The 21770-nt window shown below is 63.4% G+C and carries 19 protein-coding genes and 3 tRNA genes; 11 read left to right on the top strand and 11 right to left on the bottom strand.

Annotated features, from left to right (window positions below):
- Positions 1-21: 21 nt before the first annotated feature.
- Together ADIAG_RS16305 and ADIAG_RS16300 are read right to left on the bottom strand one after the other, a co-directional pair.
- Entirely contained in the window at positions 22-504 is a 483-nt protein-coding gene (locus ADIAG_RS16305) for a hypothetical protein (protein WP_007272527.1), read from the bottom strand.
- Positions 501-1916, bottom strand: a complete 1416-nt coding sequence (locus ADIAG_RS16300; RefSeq protein ID WP_043475597.1) for a phosphomannomutase/phosphoglucomutase — start codon at positions 1914-1916, stop codon at positions 501-503. Before ADIAG_RS16300 ends, ADIAG_RS16305 begins: the two co-directional genes overlap by 4 nt.
- 135 nt (positions 1917-2051) lie before the next feature.
- On the opposite strand from ADIAG_RS16300, the gene ADIAG_RS16295 reads away from it, so the two are divergent.
- Together ADIAG_RS16295 and ADIAG_RS16290 are read left to right on the top strand one after the other, a co-directional pair.
- Positions 2052-4187 (top strand): RecQ family ATP-dependent DNA helicase, encoded by a 2136-nt coding sequence (locus ADIAG_RS16295; RefSeq protein ID WP_007272525.1) that lies wholly within the window; start codon positions 2052-2054, stop codon positions 4185-4187.
- A 196-nt stretch (positions 4188-4383) separates the two neighbouring features.
- Entirely contained in the window at positions 4384-5319 is a 936-nt protein-coding gene (locus tag ADIAG_RS16290; RefSeq protein ID WP_007272524.1) for a hypothetical protein, read from the top strand.
- Positions 5320-5460: 141 nt separating this feature from the next.
- On the opposite strand, the gene ADIAG_RS16285 is transcribed toward ADIAG_RS16290, so the two are convergent.
- Positions 5461-5549 (bottom strand) — tRNA-Ser (locus ADIAG_RS16285).
- Between the two features lie 137 nt (positions 5550-5686).
- Between ADIAG_RS16285 and ADIAG_RS16280 the strand changes: the two genes are divergently transcribed.
- A complete protein-coding gene (locus ADIAG_RS16280) occupies positions 5687-6097 on the top strand; it encodes a hypothetical protein (RefSeq protein ID WP_007272523.1) in 411 nt (136 codons plus the stop codon).
- A gap of 8 nt (positions 6098-6105) precedes the next feature.
- Here ADIAG_RS16280 and ADIAG_RS16275 read toward each other — a convergent pair whose 3' ends face one another.
- Positions 6106-8304 carry a prolyl oligopeptidase family serine peptidase gene (locus tag ADIAG_RS16275; protein WP_007272522.1) on the bottom strand — a complete coding sequence of 733 codons (2199 nt, stop codon included), beginning with the start codon at positions 8302-8304 and terminating at the stop codon, positions 6106-6108.
- Positions 8305-8386: 82 nt separating this feature from the next.
- Between ADIAG_RS16275 and ADIAG_RS16270 the strand changes: the two genes are divergently transcribed.
- Complete coding sequence (locus ADIAG_RS16270) at positions 8387-10420, top strand: FAD/NAD(P)-binding protein (RefSeq protein WP_007272521.1); 2034 nt, start codon at positions 8387-8389, stop codon at positions 10418-10420.
- 86 nt (positions 10421-10506) lie between these two features.
- Here ADIAG_RS16270 and ADIAG_RS16265 read toward each other — a convergent pair.
- Positions 10507-10594 (bottom strand) — tRNA-Ser (locus ADIAG_RS16265).
- 197 nt (positions 10595-10791) lie between these two features.
- Between ADIAG_RS16265 and ADIAG_RS16260 the strand changes: the two genes are divergently transcribed.
- The 6 genes from ADIAG_RS16260 (at position 10792) to ADIAG_RS16235 (ending at position 16096) form a co-directional block, all read left to right on the top strand.
- Positions 10792-11769, top strand: coding sequence for an NAD(P)H-quinone oxidoreductase (locus tag ADIAG_RS16260; protein WP_043475542.1), 978 nt, complete (start codon positions 10792-10794; stop codon positions 11767-11769).
- Positions 11770-11894: 125 nt separating this feature from the next.
- Positions 11895-14141 (top strand): carbon starvation CstA family protein, encoded by a 2247-nt coding sequence (locus ADIAG_RS16255; protein WP_007272519.1) that lies wholly within the window; start codon positions 11895-11897, stop codon positions 14139-14141.
- Positions 14142-14143: 2 nt separating this feature from the next.
- Complete coding sequence (locus tag ADIAG_RS16250; RefSeq protein WP_007272518.1) at positions 14144-14371, top strand: YbdD/YjiX family protein; 228 nt, start codon at positions 14144-14146, stop codon at positions 14369-14371.
- Between the two features lie 221 nt (positions 14372-14592).
- Complete coding sequence (locus ADIAG_RS16245; protein WP_007272517.1) at positions 14593-14808, top strand: hypothetical protein; 216 nt, start codon at positions 14593-14595, stop codon at positions 14806-14808.
- A gap of 158 nt (positions 14809-14966) precedes the next feature.
- Positions 14967-15587: a proteasome activator gene (locus ADIAG_RS16240; RefSeq protein ID WP_007272516.1), complete on the top strand. Its 621-nt coding sequence runs from the start codon at positions 14967-14969 to the stop codon at positions 15585-15587.
- Between the two features lie 56 nt (positions 15588-15643).
- Positions 15644-16096, top strand: a complete 453-nt coding sequence (locus ADIAG_RS16235; protein ID WP_007272515.1) for a hypothetical protein — start codon at positions 15644-15646, stop codon at positions 16094-16096.
- 22 nt (positions 16097-16118) lie between these two features.
- Here the strand turns inward: ADIAG_RS16235 and ADIAG_RS16230 are convergent, their stop codons facing one another.
- Both ADIAG_RS16230 and ADIAG_RS21045 read right to left on the bottom strand, forming a co-directional pair.
- Positions 16119-17318, bottom strand: a complete 1200-nt coding sequence (locus ADIAG_RS16230; RefSeq protein WP_007272514.1) for a hypothetical protein — start codon at positions 17316-17318, stop codon at positions 16119-16121.
- Positions 17315-17842, bottom strand: coding sequence for an RNA polymerase sigma factor (locus ADIAG_RS21045; protein ID WP_235045945.1), 528 nt, complete (start codon positions 17840-17842; stop codon positions 17315-17317). The genes ADIAG_RS16230 and ADIAG_RS21045 overlap by 4 nt, the downstream gene beginning before the upstream one ends.
- 124 nt (positions 17843-17966) lie before the next feature.
- On the opposite strand from ADIAG_RS21045, the gene ADIAG_RS16220 reads away from it, so the two are divergent.
- Complete coding sequence (locus ADIAG_RS16220; RefSeq protein ID WP_407636057.1) at positions 17967-18821, top strand: aldo/keto reductase; 855 nt, start codon at positions 17967-17969, stop codon at positions 18819-18821.
- 76 nt (positions 18822-18897) lie between these two features.
- On the opposite strand, the gene ADIAG_RS16215 is transcribed toward ADIAG_RS16220, so the two are convergent.
- The 4 genes from ADIAG_RS16215 to ADIAG_RS16200 form a co-directional block, all read right to left on the bottom strand.
- A complete protein-coding gene (locus ADIAG_RS16215) occupies positions 18898-19491 on the bottom strand; it encodes a GNAT family N-acetyltransferase (protein WP_007272511.1) in 594 nt (197 codons plus the stop codon).
- 9 nt (positions 19492-19500) lie between these two features.
- Positions 19501-20004: a MepB family protein gene (locus ADIAG_RS16210; protein ID WP_007272510.1), complete on the bottom strand. Its 504-nt coding sequence runs from the start codon at positions 20002-20004 to the stop codon at positions 19501-19503.
- Positions 20005-20084: 80 nt separating this feature from the next.
- A tRNA-Thr gene (locus ADIAG_RS16205) sits at positions 20085-20157 on the bottom strand.
- A gap of 81 nt (positions 20158-20238) precedes the next feature.
- Positions 20239-21762 carry an alpha/beta hydrolase gene (locus ADIAG_RS16200; RefSeq protein ID WP_007272509.1) on the bottom strand — a complete coding sequence of 508 codons (1524 nt, stop codon included), beginning with the start codon at positions 21760-21762 and terminating at the stop codon, positions 20239-20241.
- Between the last annotated feature and the right edge of the window lie 8 nt (positions 21763-21770).

Here is a 21770-nt window from a genome sequence, read left to right as displayed (position 1 = left end):
CTGGATGAAATGGGGAGGTGTCTAGCCCCAGACCTGGATCTGGCCTGCCTCGGCACTGGGCTCGGAGAACTCCCAGACCCCGGTTTCCGGATCCGGTGCTGTGTAGGGCTGCACGATGGCAACCGAGCCGCCATCGCGGTGTTCGGCCATCACATGCACGGCGTCCTTGTTGTCATCCAACAGCGTCACGTCGGAGACGAAGGCCACCGCGTTGAAGGAGTCGCGCTGGGACTGCAACAGCTCCACGAGCTCGTTCATCATGATCTCCGCGTCGATGTCGGCTTCGGGATCGTCGAGTTCCTCGGTCGGCTGGACTGCCAGCAGGCGCAGTTCGGGCTCCGCGTTTTCCTCGGTGGCGGGCTCCACAGCGATGGCGAAGGGCAGGAAAACGCCCTGTTCCTCCAGCTGCTCGCGTGCCACGCCCAGGGCGGTGCCCAGGACCTTGTTCAGCTCCACCTGTGCGGCTTCGTCGAGTTCGGCGATCTTGTTTTCTGGGGTGCTCATGCGTTGCTCCTGACGATTGAGAGGACCTGGTTACGGATGGATTCCATGGTGTTAGTGTCTTTTGCTTCCCCGTTGTAGCGCAGGAAGGGTTCGGTGTTCGATGGACGCAGGTTGAACCAGTACGACCCGTCGGTGGCGGCCACCGTGGTTCCGTCCATGTGACCGATTTCCACCGGCGAGCCGGCGAACTCGGCCAGCACGCGGGCCACAGCCCCGGCCTTGTCCTCAACCTCGGAGTTGATCTCTCCGGAGGAAACATAAGGCTCGTACTCGGCAGCGAAGTCGCTCAGCGGCGTCTCCTGCTGGCCCAGCGCCGCCAGCACGTGCATGGCGGCAAGCATACCGGTGTCAGCGTTGTAGAAGTCGCGGAAGTAGTAGTGAGCGGAGTGCTCCCCGCCGAAGACCGCACCTTCCTCGGCCATGACGGCCTTGATGAAGGAGTGTCCCACGCGGGTAACCACCGGGCGTCCGCCGGCGGCAACCACTGCCTCGGGCACTGCCCGGGAGGTGATCAAGTTGTGGATGATCACCGGGGTGTCCTCGCCGGAGGCCTGGGCCCGGGCGATCTCACGCACCGCAACCAGCGCGGTGACAGCGGAAGGGGAGACCGGATCGCCCTTTTCATCAATCACAAAGCAACGGTCAGCATCTCCGTCGAAGGCCAGGCCGATGTCGGCGCCGTGCTCGATGACAGCGGCCTGTAAATCGCGCAGGTTTTCTGGTTCCAGCGGGTTGGCCGGGTGGTTCGGGAAAGTGCCGTCGAGTTCGAAGTACATCTCGACGATTTCCAGCGGCAGACCGGGCAACAGGGTGGCGCCCAGAACGGCCGGAGTGGTCAGCCCGCCCATGCCGTTACCGGCATCAACGACGACCTTCAACGGGCGGATGCCCGAAAGATCCACGAGCGAGCGCAGGTAGGCCGCGTAATCGGCCAGCACGTCGAGCTCGGCGATGTTCCCCTCGGGAGCCTCGGTGGATACCGGCAGCCCCTCATCCAGGTAGTTCTGGGCCAGGTCACGGATGTCGAAGAGCCCAGTGGCCGAGGACACCGGCACGGCACCGGCCTTGGCCATCTTGATGCCGTTGTAGGCGGCAGGGTTGTGACTGGCGGTGAACACCACGCCGGCGCAATCCAGCGAACCGGCAGCAAAATACAGTTCGTCGGTGGAGATTAGCCCCAACATTCTGGGATTGGCCCCGCGGTAGGCCGCTCCACGGGCAAAGGCCGCACAGAACTCGGGGGAGGATGCACGCATGTCCCCGCCGACGAGCACATCCTGGCCCGTCAGGCCCAAGACGTCGACGAACGCGGCGCCAATGGCTTCGACCGCTTCGGCGGTAATGGTGGCCCCGACGATGCCGCGCACATCGTAGGCCTTGAAGGACTCAGAAAGATCGATTTCCACACTCACACCCACGAGCTTATCCGGTTGCTTCGTTGCCCCGGGGATTTGGTGCTTCGAAGGTGAGTAGTGCCATAAGCGAACCCGTGCTCCGTTTGGGTCAGGAAACAGGCAAGTGTCGGTGGACACTGGAATACTGGGGCCATGGACGCCTTCACACCCAGCATTGATTCGGACTTGCGCTCCGATGCCACGTCGATCCTGCGTTCCCTGGTGGGACGGGACGACGCCGAATTCCATGACGGTCAGTTCGAAGCGATCGAGGCCTTGGTCGCCGGGGGCCGCCGTGCCCTGGTGGTCCAGCGCACCGGCTGGGGAAAATCGGCCGTGTACTTCGTGGCTTCGTTGTTGCTGCGCGCCCGCGGAGCCGGGCCGACGCTGATCGTTTCCCCGCTGCTGGCGCTAATGCGCGACCAAGTCGCCGCCGCCTCCCGCGCCGGGGTGCGCGCCGAAGCCATCAACTCCGCCAATGCCCTGGACTGGGAGACCATTGCGCAGAAGTTGGCCAACGATGAGCTCGACGTGCTGCTGGTTTCCCCGGAACGACTGAATAACCCGGTCTTCCGTGACACCCAGCTGCCTGCCCTGGTGGAGCGGATGGGCCTGCTGGTGATTGACGAGGCACACTGCATCTCGGACTGGGGACATGACTTCCGTCCCGACTACCGCCGCATCAAGGACTTGATCAACGAGCTGCCCACAAATGTCCCGGTGCTGGCCACCACCGCCACGGCCAACGAGCGTGTTGTCGAGGACGTGGCCGAACAGCTGGCCGTCGGCGGCGCCGAGGTCTTCACGCTGCGCGGCGCGCTGGCCCGCGATTCCCTGCGACTGGGTGTCCTGCGACTGTCCTCGCCGCGCTCGCAATTCGCCTGGCTGCTCACGCACCTGAATGACTTCCACGGCTCGGGCATCATCTATACGCTGACCGTCTCCGCGGCCGAAGACATTACCCGGCTATTGGCCGAGGCCGGCCACCAGGTGCTGGCGTATTCGGGGCGCACCGACACCGAAGAACGCCAACGTGCCGAAACCGCGCTGAAGAACAATGAGGTCAAGGCGCTGGTTGCTACCAGTGCGCTGGGCATGGGCTTCGACAAGCCGGACTTGGGCTTCGTCATCCACGTCGGGGCACCAAGCTCCCCGGTGGCCTACTACCAGCAAGTGGGCCGTGCCGGCCGTGGCAGCATCAACGCCGATGTGTTGCTGCTGCCAGGCCCGGAGGATCGCGAGATCTGGCGTTACTTCGCCACCAGCTCCATGCCCGACGAGCAAAAAGCCCACGCGGTGCTGCAGGAACTCGGTGCAAGCACAGGTCCGATCTCCGTGCCCGCGCTCGAGGCGCGAGTCAACATCAAGCGCACGCCGTTGGAGCTGCTGCTCAAGGTGCTGGCCGTGGATGGCGCCGTCCAGCGTGTCTCCGGAGGCTGGATCCGCACCGGCGCCCAATGGTTCTATGACGCCGAACGCTACACCCGGGTGGCCGCCGCCCGAGTCCAGGAACAGAACGCGATGCTCGACTACGAGAACCTCAAGGGCTGCCGCATGGAGTTCCTCTCCCGCGCGTTGGACGATCCGGCGGCTGCACCCTGCGGGCGCTGCGACAACTGTGCCGGGGTCTGGTTCAGCGATGACATCCAAGCCTCGGCCAAGGACTCGGCGCAGACCGCTCTGGGCCGAGTCGGTGCGTTGGTGGAGGCACGGCGGATGTATCCCGGCGGCATGGAAAAGTTGGGTGTTCCGCTCAAGGGAAAAATCAAACCTGAATTCCAAGCCGAGGACGGGCGCGCACTGGCCCGACTCACGGACCTTGGGTGGGGCGGGCGCTTACGCACCTTATTGGAGAGTGCGGACGAACCGGATGCGCCGATTCCCCAGACCATGCTCGATGCCTGCGTGAAGGTGCTCAGCGAATGGAAGTGGTCGACCCGGCCCGTCGCGGTGGTCTCCATGCCCTCGCGCTCCCGGCCCCAGCTGGTCGGCTCTTTTGCCCAAGGCATCTCGACCATCGGCAGGCTGCCGTACCTGGGTCAGCTGGAATACCGGGACCATGGACCGCGAGGGGGCTCGGGCGGCAACTCCGCCTTCAGGCTTGCCGCGGTCTGGGACCAGTTTGTGGTCCCGGCGGAAATGGCACAGAAGCTGGCCGGCGCCCCGGGACCGGTCCTGTTGCTCGACGACCTGGCCGACAGCCGATGGACGATGACCGAGGCTGCACGGATCCTGCGTGAGGCGGGCGCACCCGGAGTGCTTCCCTTTGTGCTCGGCGTGGCTGGCTGACGGAGGGCGGCAACGCACGGACTAGAGCAGGAAGACCGGAGAGCGGACCGATCTTCGACCTCTCCTCCAGACATTCTTGCGCCCATATAGCTTCCAACATGGGGAGATACATGGGAAGTGCCCGAAGGCCAGGACTGGGCGAATCCTGTGGCTACCGAGTTAAGCATTGGCCCCCGCGTGGCCGTAGGCTAGTGATATGGAAACTCTGCTCTGGGTCGTCGTCCCGCTGCTCATTATTGGACTTGCGTGGATCGGCATCCGGCGGCTGCGCATCAAGAACTCGGCCGAGGTTTCCGCGTCGCTCACCCAGAAAACGGCGCAGGCCGCCGCCGCACGGCTGACCGGGGAAGGGCACCGTGCCGTCTACAAGTCCCTAGCCCAAGGTGATTTCATGGCTGCCGTGCAGAATTACAAGGCCATGACCGGAGAAGGCTACAAGGCCAGCATCATTTCCGTTCGCAGCCTCGAACGCTTCCCCCAGGTTCGCCAGGAGCCGGTCACGGGCCCCACAATTTCCCAGCAGCTGGCCGCGGAGCGCGAGTCGGACCCGGTGACCGATGCCAGCGCCGCCGAACCACAAGCAGCAGGTGCTGCTGCCGAGGTGCCAGTACAGCCTGCAGCTGCCCCCGATGCTGATGACCGGTGGGTGGTGCCCACCGAATGGGCACAGGAATTCGGCAGCGAGGCGGAACGGACCTCCACACAGTTCAAGGTCTCCTACCTGGTCGACGGCGAATCGCGCGAGTTCGCCAGCGAGGACCTGCCGCCTGCCGAATACGACCAGTTCCTCGCCTTGGTGCGCGATGACGACCTGCCGGGCGCCGCGTCACTGATAGCCAAGCACTCCGGACTTGAACAGGTCGAGATCCTGCGGATGCTGGCCGCATCACCGCTGGGCGGAAACAAAACCGCAACAGAAAACATTGCCGATTTCAGCTTTGAAGGCCAAGGCCCCGAAGGCCCGGTAACGTTCAGCATCAATGACCTGGTTGAGCCCGAGCGCACCGCGTTGCTTGACCACTTGCGCCTAGGCGAACTGGATGAAGCGACCAACATCGTCGTCCGCCACACCGGTCTGCCCGACGAAATGGTGCGCACCCTGCTCAACGCCTTCGGCGACGGAGACAAATAACTTCCCATCGTCTACCGCGTGTAGCTGGTTCCCTCCCAAGGGATCGGTTCCGCGCGGTTTTGCGGTTTAAAGAGGGATTTTTTGTCCGTGGCTAGACAGTGGTTAAACGAAAATAGCCCCGAATAATCGAGGCTATTTCAGCGGACACGGGGGGATTTGAACCCCCGGTCGAGTTTAACCCCGACACTTCATTAGCAGTGAAGCCCATTCGGCCGCTCTGGCACGTATCCATATTGCTGTTTCCAGCTCCCCTAGACTACCCAAAGCAGGCGCGGCATACAAAACGAGGGCCAAGGGAATGCAATACCCGCCCAAGACAGGCGGAATTCCGCGGACGTCTTGCGGCCTAGAAGGATATCGTGGGCACATGAGAAGAGCCATCAGCCTGGTCACCATCGCAGATCTCGACTACAACTCGTCCGATAAAAACCGTGTATCGGTCTCGGCGCGACTTAGCCTGCTGCTGGAAAGTGGAAACAGTCTGCTGCTACTTGACGACCGGGGGTTCTCCACCACGCAGCGCTGGTCGGAAGCGGCAGTAGATGAGATCAAAGCAGATGCGTTGAGTGTCGTGGGTCCGGATGATGCGCTCGAGGACCAGAGCGATGACGAGGCGGCCGAGGAGTATTGGGAATACCTGAGCGAAATCCTTGAACGGCAGGATTTTGATATTGAGCCGGCCGGACTGCGCGAGTTGCCCCACGAAGTCCGGCTAAGTCAACGGCTGATCAAGCGCCTCAACGCTGCAACCCCCCAGCAGGGAGGGCGTACGCCCTAAGCAGTGAATTATCTGGCGACGTGCCGCCAGAGGAACTCGTAACTGGTGGCCAGCATGGTTGCGGTGGCGCCGTTGTCGCTGGCTCCTGCATGACCCCCGTCAAGGGACTCGTGGTAGCGGACCTCCGGTACCCCCATATCCATCATTTTCGCGGCCATTTTGCGGGCCTGCACCGGACCGACCCGATCATCACTCGTCGCGCTCCAGATCAGTGAGGCCGGATACTCGACACCTTCGTCCAAGGCATCGTCGAGGCGGTGGTAGGGGGAGAACGTCTGCACGAACTCCCAATCGGAGGGCACATCAGGATCTCCATATTCGGCGATCCAAGAGTGTCCCGCGGCCAGCCGGGTGTATCGGCGCATGTCCAACAACGGAACACCGCAGGAGATCGCCCCGAAGAGTTCCGGGTAGCCGGTGATCATGTTGCCCATCAACAGCCCGCCGTTGGAACGACCGGTCGCAGCCAAGTGCTCGCGCGATGTGACCCGGCGCGAAACGAGATCACGGGCAATGGCCGCGAAGTCTTCGTAGGCGCGGTGACGGTTCTCCCGCAGAGCCGCACGATGCCAGTTCGGCCCGTATTCGCCGCCGCCGCGAATGTTCGCCACCACATAGGTGCCGCGCCTGCCGTCGGTGGAGCGGCGGGTCAGCCAGCCAGGTCCCATCGCGCCGAGGTAGCTGGGGGTCAGGCTGGCTTGGAAGCCGCCGTACCCGTTCATCAGCACCGGGTTCTGCCCGTCGAGCCGCAGCCCGCGTTCGGATACCTGGAAATAGGGGACCAACGTCCCGTCGTCCGAGCGGGCAAAGTGCTGGGAGACCTCGAAGTCGGCAGCGTCGAAGCGCGCCGGGGTGCTCTTGATAGCCTGCGGGGTGGCAGTGGCAGCGACGCTTCCGCGCGCAAGCGTGGTGGGGGTGAGGAATCCGGTCGAGGTCAGCCAGAAGTCGTCTCCGCATTCCGGGTCTTGGTCGTCTACCGCGGAGATACCGAAGCTGTGCAACGGAGAACCGATGTCCATGGCTCGCAGTTCAAAGTCCCGGGCCGGATCGCAGATGACGATCTGCGAGGAGACATCCTGCAGAACATTGAGCAGGATGTAGTTTGCCGTGAAATCGATGGACTGCAACGAGGTGCTTGGTGTGGGAACGAAGATTTCATGAAGGGTTGCGGTTCCGGCCAGGAACTCTTCGAGGTCGGCGAGCACCAGGGAGCCTGGGACGTACGTGACACCCTCACGTGTCCAGGGTGTCTGCGGGGAGAACAATACCCAGCCGCGGTGCAGCGAAACCCCGACATCTGTCGGAACCTCGATGTACACCCACTGGTTATCGCGGAGCAGGAAGGTCTTGGAGTTGTAGAAGTCGATGACATCGTGGGCCACATCGCGTTCAAACCCCGGAGTCGGATCGTGGGAGACATAGGCCAAGACATGCGATTCGTCGATGGCGAAGATCTCCGGTGCCGCATCCAGCGGCGTTCCGCGCTGAAGCCGGCGCACGGTTCGTGCGTAGGAAGATCGGGTGAGGGATCCTTCACCGACGTCCGTCGCCACGAACAAGGTGTCTGGGCCGGCCCAAGAAACATTGGTCTTGGCCACGGGCATATCAAAACCACCGGGGACGAAGCCGCCCGCCGACAAATCGAATTCGCGGATGCGGACCTGGTCTCCACCATCGGGCGAAAGCTTGAGTAGGGCACGCGTGTAGGGCTCTCCCGGTGTTGGACGAAGCATCTGCGCACCGGAGAAGACCCAGTCGAGGCCTTCGGCTTTGGCCAGTGCATCGATGTCCAACAGGATTTCCCATTCGGGATCCTCTTGCAGGTACGACTCCCACGACGTGCGGCGCCACAGGCCCTTGGGATTCTGCGAATCACGCCAAAAATTGTAGTAGTGCTCCCCACGCTTGGTGACCATCGGGATCTTGTCGGTGGCATCCAAGACCGTCAAGATGGATTCTCTCGTGGTGTTGAACCCGTCGTCGAAGAGCTCCGATTCGGTGCGGGCGTTCTGCTTCATGACCCAGTCCATAGCGCGTTCGGAGTCCAGTTCCTCCAACCACAGGAAAAGGTCTTCGGGTGTTTCTCCGGTCTTCGAATCGATATCGGAGGCGGGCGCCCCGGCTGCCGCGTTCCCCATGTCCACGTCGTTCGACGCCTGTGTATCGGACGTATTGATCAGGGGAGGGTAAGGGTAAGAATGGCTCATGGGCACAGTCTCTCATGCAGCGAATGAAAAACAGGTGGGCGTCGGGCCCTGCCCAAGGTGCCGGTGCGACTAGGCTGAAACAGTGAGTGATGCGCAGAATCCCGGTCGGGAACCCTATGTCATAGCCGTAGTGGGGGCTGGCCCCCGAGGCACCTCGGTCCTCGAACGTCTGGCGGCCGAATTAGGGAGTATCCAAAACCCTTCGCGCCAGATCCGCGTGGTGGTCTTCGATGTTCACGATCCGGGCCCCGGTCATGTCTGGGCAACGACGCAGTCACGGCTTTTTTTGATGAACACTCCTGCGGGGTTCCCCACCGTTGCCCCCGAACGAACCGTTCCCGGCGAACCTGGACTCAGCTTTGATCAATGGCGGCTTGCCGCCGGTGATGGAGCGGTGCTCAGCAGCGTCGAAACCCAAGAGCTGGAGTCCTTAGACAGGGGGTCCTACCCGCCGCGCGCGCTCTACGGCAGGTACCTTCGCCACGTCTTCGAAAATTCTGTGGCTGCTCTGCGCGCCCACGAGGCCGTGGCCGAGGTACGCATCGAACGCGCGGAAATCACCGAGCTACACCGCGGGGATGCAGACTACCTGCTGAAAGGCCACCACGTAGGGGAAAGCAAGAGCTATTCCAGCGGTGTTAGAGAAGAAGTTGAGCTGCGTGCCCAGGCGGTGGTGCTGGCGCTAGGCCACGTCCCGGCACGGTTGAACCCGACCCAGGAAGCCATGGCCCAAGCCGCGGACGACGCCGGGCTACGCTACATCGGCCCCAACATCCCGACAGATGTGCACTGGGACGACGTCCCCGCCGGGGACACGGTGCTGGTCCGCGGCCTTGGTCTGAACTTTTTTGATGTGATGATTGCGTTGACGGCCGGCCGCGGCGGACAATTCAACCAGCTCAACGGCGGTCCGGGTCGGGCTCTGGAGTACTGGCCCTCGGGCCGCGAGCCCCGGATCGTGGCTGCCTCGCGGCGCGGCACCCCCTACCGGGCCAAATCTTGCATCGATGAATTCATTCCCGCCTCCGTGGGATTGCGTTACCTCGACCTGGAAGTGATTGTGCAGCAGGTTGCCGAGGCCAGGGTGTTGAACCCCGAGGCAACGGTCCGCTTCGACGCCCATGTGTGGCCGCTGCTGCACCGCGACGTCCTCCTGGCCTACTACCGCACCGCGGCCACGCGTCATCCTTCGCGCTTCAAAATCGACCCAGACGACTTCGTGGAACAGCTCACCGCGGTGCTCGATGCCGAGCACCAGGCTGGATCGCAGGTGTGGTTGCAGGTGGCTCGCCGACTGATCGGGAAGCTGGCCCCGGAGCTGGGGTTCCTTGACTTTCCCGGGTTGGGGCACCCGTTCGACCAGCGGGGGTTCGGCACGCTGAAGGAATACCAGAAGGCCGTCATGAAGTACCTGGAGTACGACGCGATCTCCTCGGACGAAGGGGAGAAGGACCCACTGAAGATGGCCATCGCCACGCTGAATGCCGGGCGCATGGTCGTGAAACAAATGATCACCGAAGGCCTGATCTCCGATGAATCCCGGCTCTTGGAAGTCCAAGGATGGTTCGAGCCGCTGGTCGAAGGGCTGGCCTCCGGCCCGCCGCTGCAACGCATCGAGGAACTTGCCGCGCTGGCCCGCGCCAACGTGGTGGAGTTCATCGGCCCTGATCCGGAGTTCGGCATCGACGGGCCCTCCGCCATGTTCACCGCGTCCTCACCCTGGGTCGATGCGCCGGCATACACCGCCAATACCCTCATCGAGGCGATGATGCCGGCCAACAGGGTGTTGCAGAGTGCATCTCCGTTGCTGCGCCAGCTGCTCAATGACGGGCTGGCCGCGGCGCATCCCATGCGCAACGACCAAGGCGAGCCGCTCCCCGGGCAGGGACTGTCGGTCGCAGGGGAACCCTACCGGATGGTCGACGCCAGAGGTGTGGCGCACCGGGCCGTGTTCGTGCTCGGGCTGCAGCTCTCCACGGCACAGTGGGGGACGGCGATTGCCGCCCAGGCCGGTGAACCTCTTGATGGGGCAGCACGGACCTTGGGCGACGCCCAGGAGATTGCCCGAGAACTGATGCGGCTGAGCCAGGTCCAGAATCTCAACCAGCCGCATTGAGCCGGAACCGGACCATCCGGTGCCAATAAAAACGAAAAGCTGAAGGCGGTTCCCCCCCACGGGGGAACCGCCTTCAGCATATTGAGCGGATGGTAAGAGATTTGAACTCTTGGTGCGGGGTTACCGCACACTGGTTTTCAAGACCAGCTCCTTAGGCCGCTCGGACAACCATCCAGACCAAAAAAGTATACTCCAGAGTCAGGTCTTTGGCTGACAGCGGCACTTCGAAATGTGACTGTGGGGGCGTTGTCCCGCCGCTGTAGAGTGGGCCCAACAAGGCCTTAGACATGTTGCGAGGGGCCAACGCCAGTGGACTGGCGGGCCCTGGCCGGGAGCAGGACGAGGCAAGAAAAGAGGAAAGTATGACAACGATGCGTGCCTATGAATATCAGGGTGCAGGCGGACCCGAAGTACTGGCGGAGGTCGAACGGCCCAAGCCAACGGCTGGGCCGGGTGAGGTGCTGATCAAGGTTTCCGCTTTCGGACTGAACCGCGCCGACGTGCAACAGCGACGCGGCGTCTACCCGCCGCCGCCCGGAGCCAGCGACATTCCGGGACTGGAAATTTCCGGCACCATCGAGGCGGTAGGGGAGGGTGCTGCGGGATTCGCGGTCGGGCAGCGCGTCTGCGCCCTGCTAGCCGGAGGCGGTTATGCCCAGTTCGTTGCGGTGAACGCGGGCTTGGTCCTGGAGGTCCCGAAGAACATTGACGTCATCGACGCCGCCGGGTTCATGGAGGTTGCCGGCACGGTGGTCTCCAATCTCTTCCTGGAAGCGGGCCTCACCGAAGGGGAGACGGTGCTTCTGCACGGTGGGGCGGGCGGCATCGGGTCCATGGCCATCCAGCTCGCCGCGGCAGCCGGTGCGAAGGTTCTGGTCACGGCATCAAGTCAGGAAAAGATCGAGCACTGCCTGGCGCTTGGCGCGAGCGCCGGCATCAACTACCGCGACGAGGACTTCGTCGAAAGAGTTGCGGAGCTGACCGGCGGAAACGGAGTCGATGTGATCCTCGATGTGGTCGGAGCCAAATACCTGGCCCAAAACGTCAAGGCTCTGGCCAACGACGGCCGCCTGATTATCATCGGCTTGCAGGGCGGGGCCAAGGCGGAACTGAACCTCGGCGTCTTGATGGGCAAGCGGGCCAGGGTCATTGGCACCACACTGCGGGCCAGGCCACTGGAGCAGAAAGCCGAGATCGTTGCGGCAGTGAAAACCCATGCGCTGCCTTTATTGGCAGCGGGCACGCTCGAGTTGTCGATTGACCGTCGTTTCTCCTTCACGGAAGCCCGTTTGGCGCACGAATACTTCGATTCAGGGATGCACATGGGGAAAATCATCGTAAAGAACTGATTCTGCTTTTCCCACGGACTACGGTGGATCACAACGGGAGGGTGCCGCAGGACACATGAGTCCAGAGGCACCCTCCCCAGGGATCACTCGCACCCACCGACCCAGTAGTCACGTGAGAGGAAAACATGAGCACGTCACAACCAACAGCCCCGGGGCTTCCCCCGGCAGGTGTGGACCCGCAGGTTGCGGACGCCGAGGAAAGAAAATGGACACCGGCGAAGATCGCGCTGTGGGTGGCGATTTCGCTGCTCGGTGGTGTCGCGTGGGCGATCCTGGCCTTCTCCCGCGGTGAGACCATCAACGCTATCTGGTTTGTCTTCGCTGCGGTGTGCACCTATTTGGTGGCCTACCGTTTCTACTCCAAGTTCATTGAACGCAAGATCGCCAAGCCCAACGATTTCAGGGCGACCCCGGCCGAATACAACAACAACGGCCGCGATTTCATGCCGACCGACCGCCGGGTGCTCTTCGGACACCACTTCGCCGCGATCGCCGGTGCCGGCCCGCTGGTCGGTCCGATCCTCGCCGCGCAGATGGGCTATCTTCCGGGAACCATCTGGATCATCATCGGCGTGGTGCTGGCCGGAGCCGTCCAGGACTACCTGGTGATGTTCTTCTCGATGCGCCGGGGAGGACGTTCGCTGGGCCAGATGGCCCGCGAGGAACTCGGTGTCATTGGCGGCACCGCCGCGTTGATCGCAACCCTGGCCATCATGATCATCATCGTGGCGATCCTGGCCCTCGTGGTGGTCAACGCGCTGGGTGAATCGGCTTGGGGCGTGTACTCGGTCGGCCTGACCATCCCGATCGCCCTGTTCATGGGCGTCTACCTGCGCTTCATCCGCCCGGGCAAGATCATGGAAATCTCCGTGATCGGCTTCGTGCTGCTGATGTTCGCCATCATCTCCGGGCGCTGGGTCGCCGAGTCGGCATGGGGAGCCGAACTCTTCCACATGGACCGGACCACGCTGGCCTGGTTCATCATCATCTACGGCTTCATCGCCGCGGTGCTTCCAGTGTGGCTGCTGCTGGCCCCGCGCGACTACCTCTCCACCTTCATGAAGATCGGTGTCATCGGGTTGCTCGCGGTGGCCATCCTGGTGGTCCGCCCGGAAATCAGTGTTCCGGCGATCTCCGAGTTCGCGGGAACCGACAAGGGACCCGTGGTCGCCGGGCACCTCTTCCCGTTCCTCTTTGTCACCATTGCCTGTGGCGCCCTCTCCGGGTTCCACGCCTTGATCGCCTCCGGCACCACCCCGAAGATGGTGGAAAAGGAAAAGCAGACCCGCTTCCTGGGCTACGGGGGCATGCTCATGGAATCCTTCGTGGCCATCATGGCGTTGGTTGCTGCGATTTCCATTGATCGTGGCATCTACTTTGCGATGAATTCCTCGGCCGCCGCAACCGGCGGCACCGTTGAAGGTGCAGTGGCGTTTGTGAACTCGCTGGGCCTGACCGGCGTGAACCTGACTCCGAGCATGCTCACCGATCTTGCTGCAGGCGTGGGCGAGGAATCGGTGGTATCGCGCACCGGCGGTGCCCCGACCTTGGCCGTGGGCATCGCCCACATCATGCAGCAGTGGTTTGGCGGGGCCGCCATGATGAGTTTTTGGTACCACTTCGCCATCATGTTCGAGGCGCTGTTCATCCTCACCGCCGTCGACGCGGGAACCCGCGTGGCTCGTTTCATGCTGCAGGACACCATCGGCAACTTCATTCCCAAGTTCAAGGACACCTCTTGGCGTCCCGGGGCGTGGGTCTGTACCGCCATCATGGTCGCCGGATGGGGGTACATCCTGCTCCTAGGGGTCACAGACCCGTTGGGCGGCATCAACACCTTCTTCCCGCTCTTCGGCATTGCCAACCAACTGCTGGCCGCCATCGCCCTGGCCGTCATCATGACCATTGTGGCCAAACGCGGGAACTTCAAGTACCTGTGGATCGTGGTGCTGCCGCTGGCCTTCGCCACGGTGGTCACCGTGTACGCCTCGTTCCTGAAGATCTTCTCCACGGTCCCGGCCGTGGGCTACTTCGCCCAGCATAATGCGCACAAGGGTGCGCTGGAGCGCGGCGAGACCAGCTTCGGATCTGCCAAGAACGTCGAAGCCATGGAGGCCGTGGTGCGCAACACCGGGGTACAGGGCTGGCTCTCGGTGATCTTCTTGGTGCTTTCGCTGATCGTGATCATCACCGCGATCATCGCGACCATCCGCGCCTACCCCCATGGCGGGGGCAAGGACACCGAGGACCCGGAGCTGCCTTCCCGGATGTACGCACCCAGCGGGATTGTGTCATCCCCGGCGGAAAAGGAACTCGAGGCGGCCTGGAAGCAGGTTCCGCCCGAGCACCAGACAACGCGCGGGGGACACTGAGAATGGAAGCTGCAAGCACCTCGATGACTCTGCGGGCCCTGCGCTCGGTGGGGTCGGGGGCTCGTGCGCTGACACGCTATCTCGAGGGGGTGTTGGGCGCGGACAAATACCGCATCTACCTGGAGCACCAAGCCCGCACGCACCCCGGAGAGGCACCCATGGGCGAACGTGAGTTCTGGCGCGACTACACCGACTGGCAGGAAAAGAACCCCCAGGGCCGCTGCTGCTGAGTCACTGACGCTGCGGGAGTACCGGTGACAACGGGGAGGGCGTGCATGGGCCGAATGAATGAATCTGATCTGCACACCTTCCCCTTGTGGTGTCCGAGTGTGGGCACGAGCCACCTGGAACGGGGACGTTCCGCCGGGGCTCTGCGGTGCTGACCCTTGGGGGTTCTGTAACAATGGGTGGGAGAGTCATACCGTGCCCGATCATGCACCAGGAGCTTGCCATGTATTCACGTTTCCCCGTTCTGTTCGAGGCCCTGATGTGGATGCTGGCCGCGGCCTGCCTCATTGGGGCGCTGTTTATCGCCCCGATGCGGGATCAGTCGGCGCTGCTTTTTTGGATGTTGACGGCGTTTACTGGCTGGCAGGGCCTTGAAATGCGGTCTCTGCGGATCGCAAAATCCGGTGGGGACGCTGCGGAGGCCGCCGGCTCCCGGTAGCAACGCGGCCAGCGCGCTCCACGACCGGCACCAGTTAGCCGCGGATTCAATGTGGCCGCGCATTTTCCCGTGCCCTTGTTCGTGCGGCGCACCCTTGGTGGTTCACCGACAACGAAGTGGTCCAGACGGGCCGGGGATCTGCATGGCAAGATGGGGTCATGAGCGAGCACAGTGAACAGAACCCCGATCCCCGCGTCGCACCAAGCACCTCGGCGCCCCGCCCCGAACAACAATCCGCATCCTCGTCGGGCACCGGCGCGGTACAGGTCACGAGCATCGGCGAGCCGGGCAAACTCATGCGCATCGGCGGGATGATCAAGCAGCTGCTCGACGAGGTGCGCTCCGCCCCGCTGGATGCGCAGGCCCGCGCCCGGATGGCCAACATCCACGAACGCTCGGTCCAGGAGCTGGAGACCGGACTGTCCCCGGAACTGGCCGAGGAACTGCACCGCATCCGGTTGCCGTTTGCCGACGGGGAAACCCCCTCGGCCCCGGAACTGCGCGTCGCTCAGGCCCAGCTGGTGGGCTGGCTGGAAGGCGTCTTCCATGGCTTGCAAGCAGCGATGGCCGCCCAGCAACTGGCAAACCAACAGCTGGCCCAGCAGATGGCCATGCGCCAGCTTCCCCCGGGCACGCAGGTGGCCCCGGGCATCGTCATCAACGAGCAGGGCGAACCCGAGCGCGTGGGCGCACCCGGCCAGACTCCTGGCCCCGGGCCGCAGTCGCCGACGCAGGGCCAGAGGCCCGGGGGCGACGGCGGATTCGGGCAATACCTCTAGACTGGAATGGCGCGAGGGAACGGATCCCACGGCACGAACGAAGGCGTAGACAGTAGATGGGGTTGTTCTCCGCAGCGCGCGGCGCACGCCGCGACAACAAGGAACTCGGCGACGGGGTCTGGCGTCGGGCCTATGACAGGTTCGGCCGCTCGCTGGACCGGGTGCACCAGGTCCTGGAAGGGATCGAAGACGATGACCTGCACAACGCACTGATCCTGATCGCCAACCATCTAGCGGATCTCCAGGCCCGGGTGCGGGTGGTGTGTGTCGCCGCCCAGGCCACGTGCCCCAGCAGCGGCGATGACATTCCCAACGAGCTTCACGCGGTGCACCGGTTGCTTTCCAAGGCAGCCAACGATCTGGCCGCCGCGGCCCAAGTTGCGGCGATGGCCCGAATGGATGGCGAACGCTGGGGTTACGCCTCTGCGGGTCTGGAAAACGTCGCCATGCGCGCGGATCTGGTCGCCGACGGCATCAGCGCGGCCGAGGCCGAACTCGCAAGGCACTAGGGGAGCAACGCCAGCTAAGCAGCTACTGAGCAAGTGCCTCGAACTGGACGACCTCCCCGGAATATCCTCCGCAGGTTCCCATCGTTGCGGTGGGGAATCCGGTGAAAGTCGCCTGGGGTGTCCCTGCCGTGTCCAACAAGAACATCGAGTCGTCTCCCGCATCATCGAACCACCCGTCGAGCGGCATGATCCGCAGCGGGTAGTCGGCGACGGGCTCATCAAGGTCGGTTGGCTCGGCAATCGATACGGAAGCCGTGGCACCTTCGGGAAAGGCCAGGATCTTCTCCCCGGATCCCGTGGAAGCCGTGATGCAGGAGAGGGCCTCCGAATTGGTATGGGAATGGAACGCCGTGGCGTTGAACCGCCGGGCTGGTCTCGGCGGGACGGCGGTGTAGGAATAGGTCATCTCAAAGGTCGCGAATTGGGCCAGCACGGTCCCGTTGTAATTCCCGTCGGGTTCCCTGAGGTGGACCCCGTCCGGCGTCATCAGGCTCCTGGCATCGGACACCGACCCCGTGGCAAGCCGCTTCGCATCGGTGAACATGATGCCGTAGGGTCCGGGCACCGGGGTGATGGACTCCAAGTTGCCATCGGTGGTGGCGACCACCGCCAGAATCCCACCTTGGCCGGTGCTGTCCAGCAGGGAGGTGTCACGCGAGCCCAGGTCGATCGGAACCCAAGGGTCTTGGGCCTGGGACCAGACCTCGCCAGAACCGGCCACGGCGATGGTGTTGAACAGCCAGCCGGTGCGGTGCAAAGCCGGGGGATCAGTGGGCAGCGCCGAACGGAGCCAGCCGGTGACACGCTTGCCGCCGGCCTCGGCGAACTCGTTCATTCGGCCGTCGTCGTCGGGGTTGAATTCGAGGGAGGCGGGGGAGGGCACCACCGGCGGCGGTGCGGCCGGCTGCGGCTGCCCGCCCCACGGCCCAAGCGCGGCCACACCGGCAATAACGGCGCCGACCGCGGCCAAGGCCAGGATCGCGGCCCAACCCCTGCCCGCATTCCGCTTTGCTGCTGCGTATGCGGGCATGAGAGCCGCTGCGGGGTTCAACCGTTGGGAGATCACCGGCAGATAGGCGCCGTCGGGGATATCGGCGGTGTGGGCACGGCTACGGGCCATGGCGCGCTCATGCTCCGCGTCGCAGGGGTCGGAGCCGCGCAGTAATGCCGCCAGAGACGGATCGAGTTCGTCGTTGGCTGGTGGAGTTGGAATGGTGTTCATGGCCGTGCCGCCTTTCCCAGGGGACCGCGCTGGGTGGATTCCGATTCGAGGGCCGCCGCAAAGGATTTGCGTGCCCGATGCAGGCGCACCCGGATGGCACCGGGGCTCGTGCCAAAGATGACGGCGATTTCCTCGGAGGTGAAGGAATCCCAATAGGTGAGCAGCAACAGCTCGCGCTCGGCTTCCTTCAGTGCCGCCAGTCCCAGGGCCACCTCCGGGTCGTGGATTGCGGGGCGTTGCTGTGTCAGTGCCAGCGCCGCGCGCAGCCTTGAGGCCTTCGCCGAGGCCCGATAGGCGTTGCGCAGCAGGTTACGCGCGATGGCCACCACATAGGGCACCTCCAGGTGTGCACCATCGAGCACCTTTGACCAGACGATCACGAAGACCTCGCCGGTCAGGTCCTCGGCCAGATGCGCCGGAATGATCCGGCGGGCCAAATATCTATACACGGTGTCGTGGCATGCCGTATGCACGGCTGCGAATCGTTCCTCGGCGCTTGGCGCCGGTCGCGGTAGTGTCTTCACCTCGTCCATACTTCCCTTATGTCCGCAGGTGGGCACAGTGTTACACGGCTTTTGAAAATTCCTTGTTTCGCCCAACGCTGATCGGTCGGCTTTGCCGCGCGGCGGAACAACACGCGGTGGCAGGATGGGGGACATGACCAACCTTGTACCCCCAGAACTTTCATTCCATGACGGCAACACCATTCCCCAGCTTGGCTACGGGGTCTGGAAGGTCGAGGACGACGTGGCAGCAGATGTAGTCCAGCAGGCCTTTGCCGCAGGATACCGCCACATCGACACGGCCAAGATCTACGGCAACGAAGAGGGCGTGGGACGCGCCATCGAGGCGGCCGAGGTGCCGCGCGAAGACATGTTCATCACCACCAAGGTCTGGAACGCCGACCAGGGCTTCGCCGAAACACTGGCCGCCTTTGATGCGTCGATGGACCGTCTGGGCCTGGAATACCTCGACCTGTACCTGATCCACTGGCTGCAGCCCAAGCAGGGCAAGTACGTGGACACTTGGAAGGCCCTGATCGAGCTTCAGCGTGCCGGCCGCGTGAAGTCCATCGGCGTCTGCAACTTCACCGCCGAGGCGCTCGCCGAACTCGAAGAGGCCACCGGGGTGCTGCCGGTGATCAACCAGGTTGAGACCCACCCGTACTTCCCACAGACCGAGCTTCGCGCATTTGAGGCCTCCAAGGGCATCTTGCACCAGTCGTGGTCGCCGTTGGGCCAGGGCAGCGACTTGTTGGCTGATCCCGCATTGGTAGCTATCGCGCAGAAGCACGACGCCACTGTGGCCCAGGTGGTCATCGCCTGGCACCTCGCCTTGGGCAACGTGGTCATCCCGAAGTCGGTGACCCCCTCGCGCATCGTGGAAAACTATGCGGGCCTCGGCGTGAGTCTGGATGAGGGCGACCTCGCGGCGATCAATGCGCTGGACAAGGGCGCCGAAGGCCGCATCGCTGCCGATCCGGCAACCAGCGATTTCGCCTAAATCCTAAACTCCTCGCGCAGCTGCACGGGCCAGAACAAAGCAGTGGTGGGAGTCCTGTGGGGCTCCCACCACTGCTTTAACCGGCCTGTGGGCCCGCTGGTCCGTTGAGGGCCGGCCAGGGCTGTTCGCTGCGGTCGTCGGTGGCCAACAGCCCGGCTCCCCAGTCGTCTTCGAGTCCGTCCCTGCCCACCGCCGCAAGACGAGAGATGCCCTCAAACCGGAATCCGAGTCTTTGGGCGACCCTGGCCGACCCGTGGTTCCCGGCGTAGGCGTTCCAACCGATCCGTTTCAGGCCGAGTCCCTCGGGATCCGGTGCGAATCCATAGTCCAAGACGGCACGGCAGGCCTCGGTGATGATGCCGCGGCCACGGAATGCGGGAACCATCCAGAAACCGAGATCGGCGGCACCATGGCCGATCCGGTGCAGGCCCACATTCCCGGCCATTTTATCCCCGAGCCTGATGGTCCAGATTGCCGCATGGCCCTCGGCCCAGGCAGCGTCGCATCCGGTGGTGGCGTACTCGAGGCCGTCGGTGAGCGTGTACGGGACAGGGATGGGTACCCACCGTTGGATCTGCGGGTCCTGGCAGGCAGCGGTCAAGGCTTCGGCATCTGCTGCACAGGGAGGAACCAGCTCCAGATTGGGGGTGGCCAGGGACAGTTTTTCCATGAAGAAAGACTATTCGCTGGCGATGGTGAAGTAGTTGCGCTGCCAGTCCCACGTCCTGCTGGCGGTCGCGTTTAGATTCTTGTCCCACGGGGTGTAAATCCGAAAACCTCGTTTGCCGGGCCGTGTGACGCCGGAGAGGATGCCGTTCTCCGCCAGAGCTCCGGCGGGGAAGCGGAAGTATCCGCAGCCGGCCGCCGTAGCGGTCCAGACGATGAAGGTTTCGACGTCGTCGCTGAGAGCGTAGGGCCGCGTCTCACCGTCCGCGCCGCGTTGCCATAAGGTCACGAAGAGTCCCGCCTTGGTGGGGGTCACTTTTGCGGCGCGGAAAACAGTTCGGGTGCTGAGCCCGTCTGGACCTGTCAGCACGTAGCTGCAGCCGGAATATGCGCGGGCTTCGGGGTTCGAATCGGGAGTGAAAGCGGAGATCCGGTGGGTTGCCAAGATGTTGCTGCAGGCCAGGAACCGGTCCAACGCAGGGGTGGAAACAGGGACATCGGCCGATGTGGCTGGCATGGGGCCTCCCGGAGTGCCGCAGTGGTTAACGTTCAAGGGTCCGACACCTTGCGGTGTCGGACCCTTGAAGTGAAGCTACGAGCCCCCTGCCAGAATCGAACTGGCGACCTTTTCATTACGAGTGAAACGCTCTACCAACTGAGCTAAGGAGGCACCGCGGTGCGCATGCACCACAAGTGATCACTTTATAGGAGTCTGTCCTCAGCGGTCAAAACGGGGCGATGACATGGTCGGTCAGCAGGTCAAACCGTCGGCGGGAACCGTGCCGTCAAGGAAATAGGATTCCACGGCGTTGGAGATGCAACCGTTGGAACGGCCATAGGCGGTGTGTCCGTGGCCCTCGAAGGTGACCAGCGAAGCCGACTCAAGTTGCTTGGCAAGCGACTGGCTCCAGGCATGCGGAGTGGCTGGATCACCGGTGGTGCCGATGACCATGATCGGGGCCGCGCCCTTCGCCGTCAGTTCTCCAGGTTTCCCGGTGGCTGGGAACTCCCAGTCTTGGCAACCCACCGCACCGTAGGCGAGGTATTCGCCAATGGTCGGTGCCTTCTCGGTTAGGGTCTTGGCGCCGGCGCGCATGGTGGGTATGTCGGCGTCAACGGGGTAGTCCAAGCAGTTGATGGCGGTGAAGGCTGCTGCCCCGTTGCCGCTGTAGCTGCCATCGGTTTCTCGCCCGGCGTTGAGATCGGCAAAGTACAAAATGTCATCGACGTTCCCAGCGATGGCGTTGCGCAGCCCCTCGGTGAGCATCGGCCAAGTGGAGTTGTCGTACAGCGGGATGATGAACCCATTGACGAAGTCGATGATCGGGACCTTGCGTCCATCGCTGCCAACCATCGGGGTGGCCTTGACCGAGTCAAAGAGATCGTGGAGCTGGGTTAGTGCCTCGTCAAGGGTGCCGGTAAACGGGCAGTCTGCGGACTCGAGGCAATCCTGCATATAAGACCGGATTTCGTTCTCGAACCCCACGGCTTGTCCCAAGGTGATTTCATCGTCACCCAGCGTCGGGTCCAACGCCCCATCGAGTACGAGCTTGCCCACGTTGCTCGGGAATAGCTCCGCATAGTGGGCTCCCAATGAGGTGCCGTAGGAGTATCCGAGGTAGTTCAATTGCTCATCGCCCAGAGCCGCTCGCATCACGTCCATGTCCCGCGCCGCGGACACCGTGTCCACGAAACCCAAGGACTCCCCGGTGCGCTCGGCACACTGCTTGGCGTAGGCGGCGCTGGCCTTGCGCATGTCCGCTAGTCCGGCGTCGGTGCTTGGATCGAATTGCTCTTCGCGTGAGGCATCTTGTTCGGTGGGAGTCTGGCACTTCACCGGTGTTGAGGAACCGACACCGCGCGGATCAAAACCAATGACGTCGTAGCCGCGTTGTAACTTTTGTCCGAACATCGTGGGAACCGCATCTGCCACTATTTCAAGTCCCGAGGCGCCAGGGCCGCCCGGATTCACCAACAACGATCCGATGGTCTTCTTGCCGCCGGGGCGTTTGTTCAGCGCCAGCGTCATGGTTTCGCCCTCCGGCTTCGCATAGTCCATCGGGACCTCGATTTCCGTGCATTGCAGCGCGCCGCCGCAGGGGGCCCAGTCCAGTTCCTGTGAATAGAACTTCTCCAGTCCCGCGGGCACCTTGGCCGCCGGGGCCGGCGCCGAATCGATGGAAGGTGCGGGGGTTGCTGAACAGGAGCCCAGCAGCAGGGACAGCGAACCCAGGATGGCCATGATGAACAGGGGACGACTGCGGGAGGCTCTCATGCGGGTTT

Source organism: Paeniglutamicibacter gangotriensis Lz1y (assembly GCF_000348945.1).
Taxonomy (GTDB): Bacteria; Actinomycetota; Actinomycetes; order Actinomycetales; family Micrococcaceae; genus Paeniglutamicibacter; species Paeniglutamicibacter gangotriensis.
This window is presented reverse-complemented; position numbering and strand designations above follow the sequence as displayed.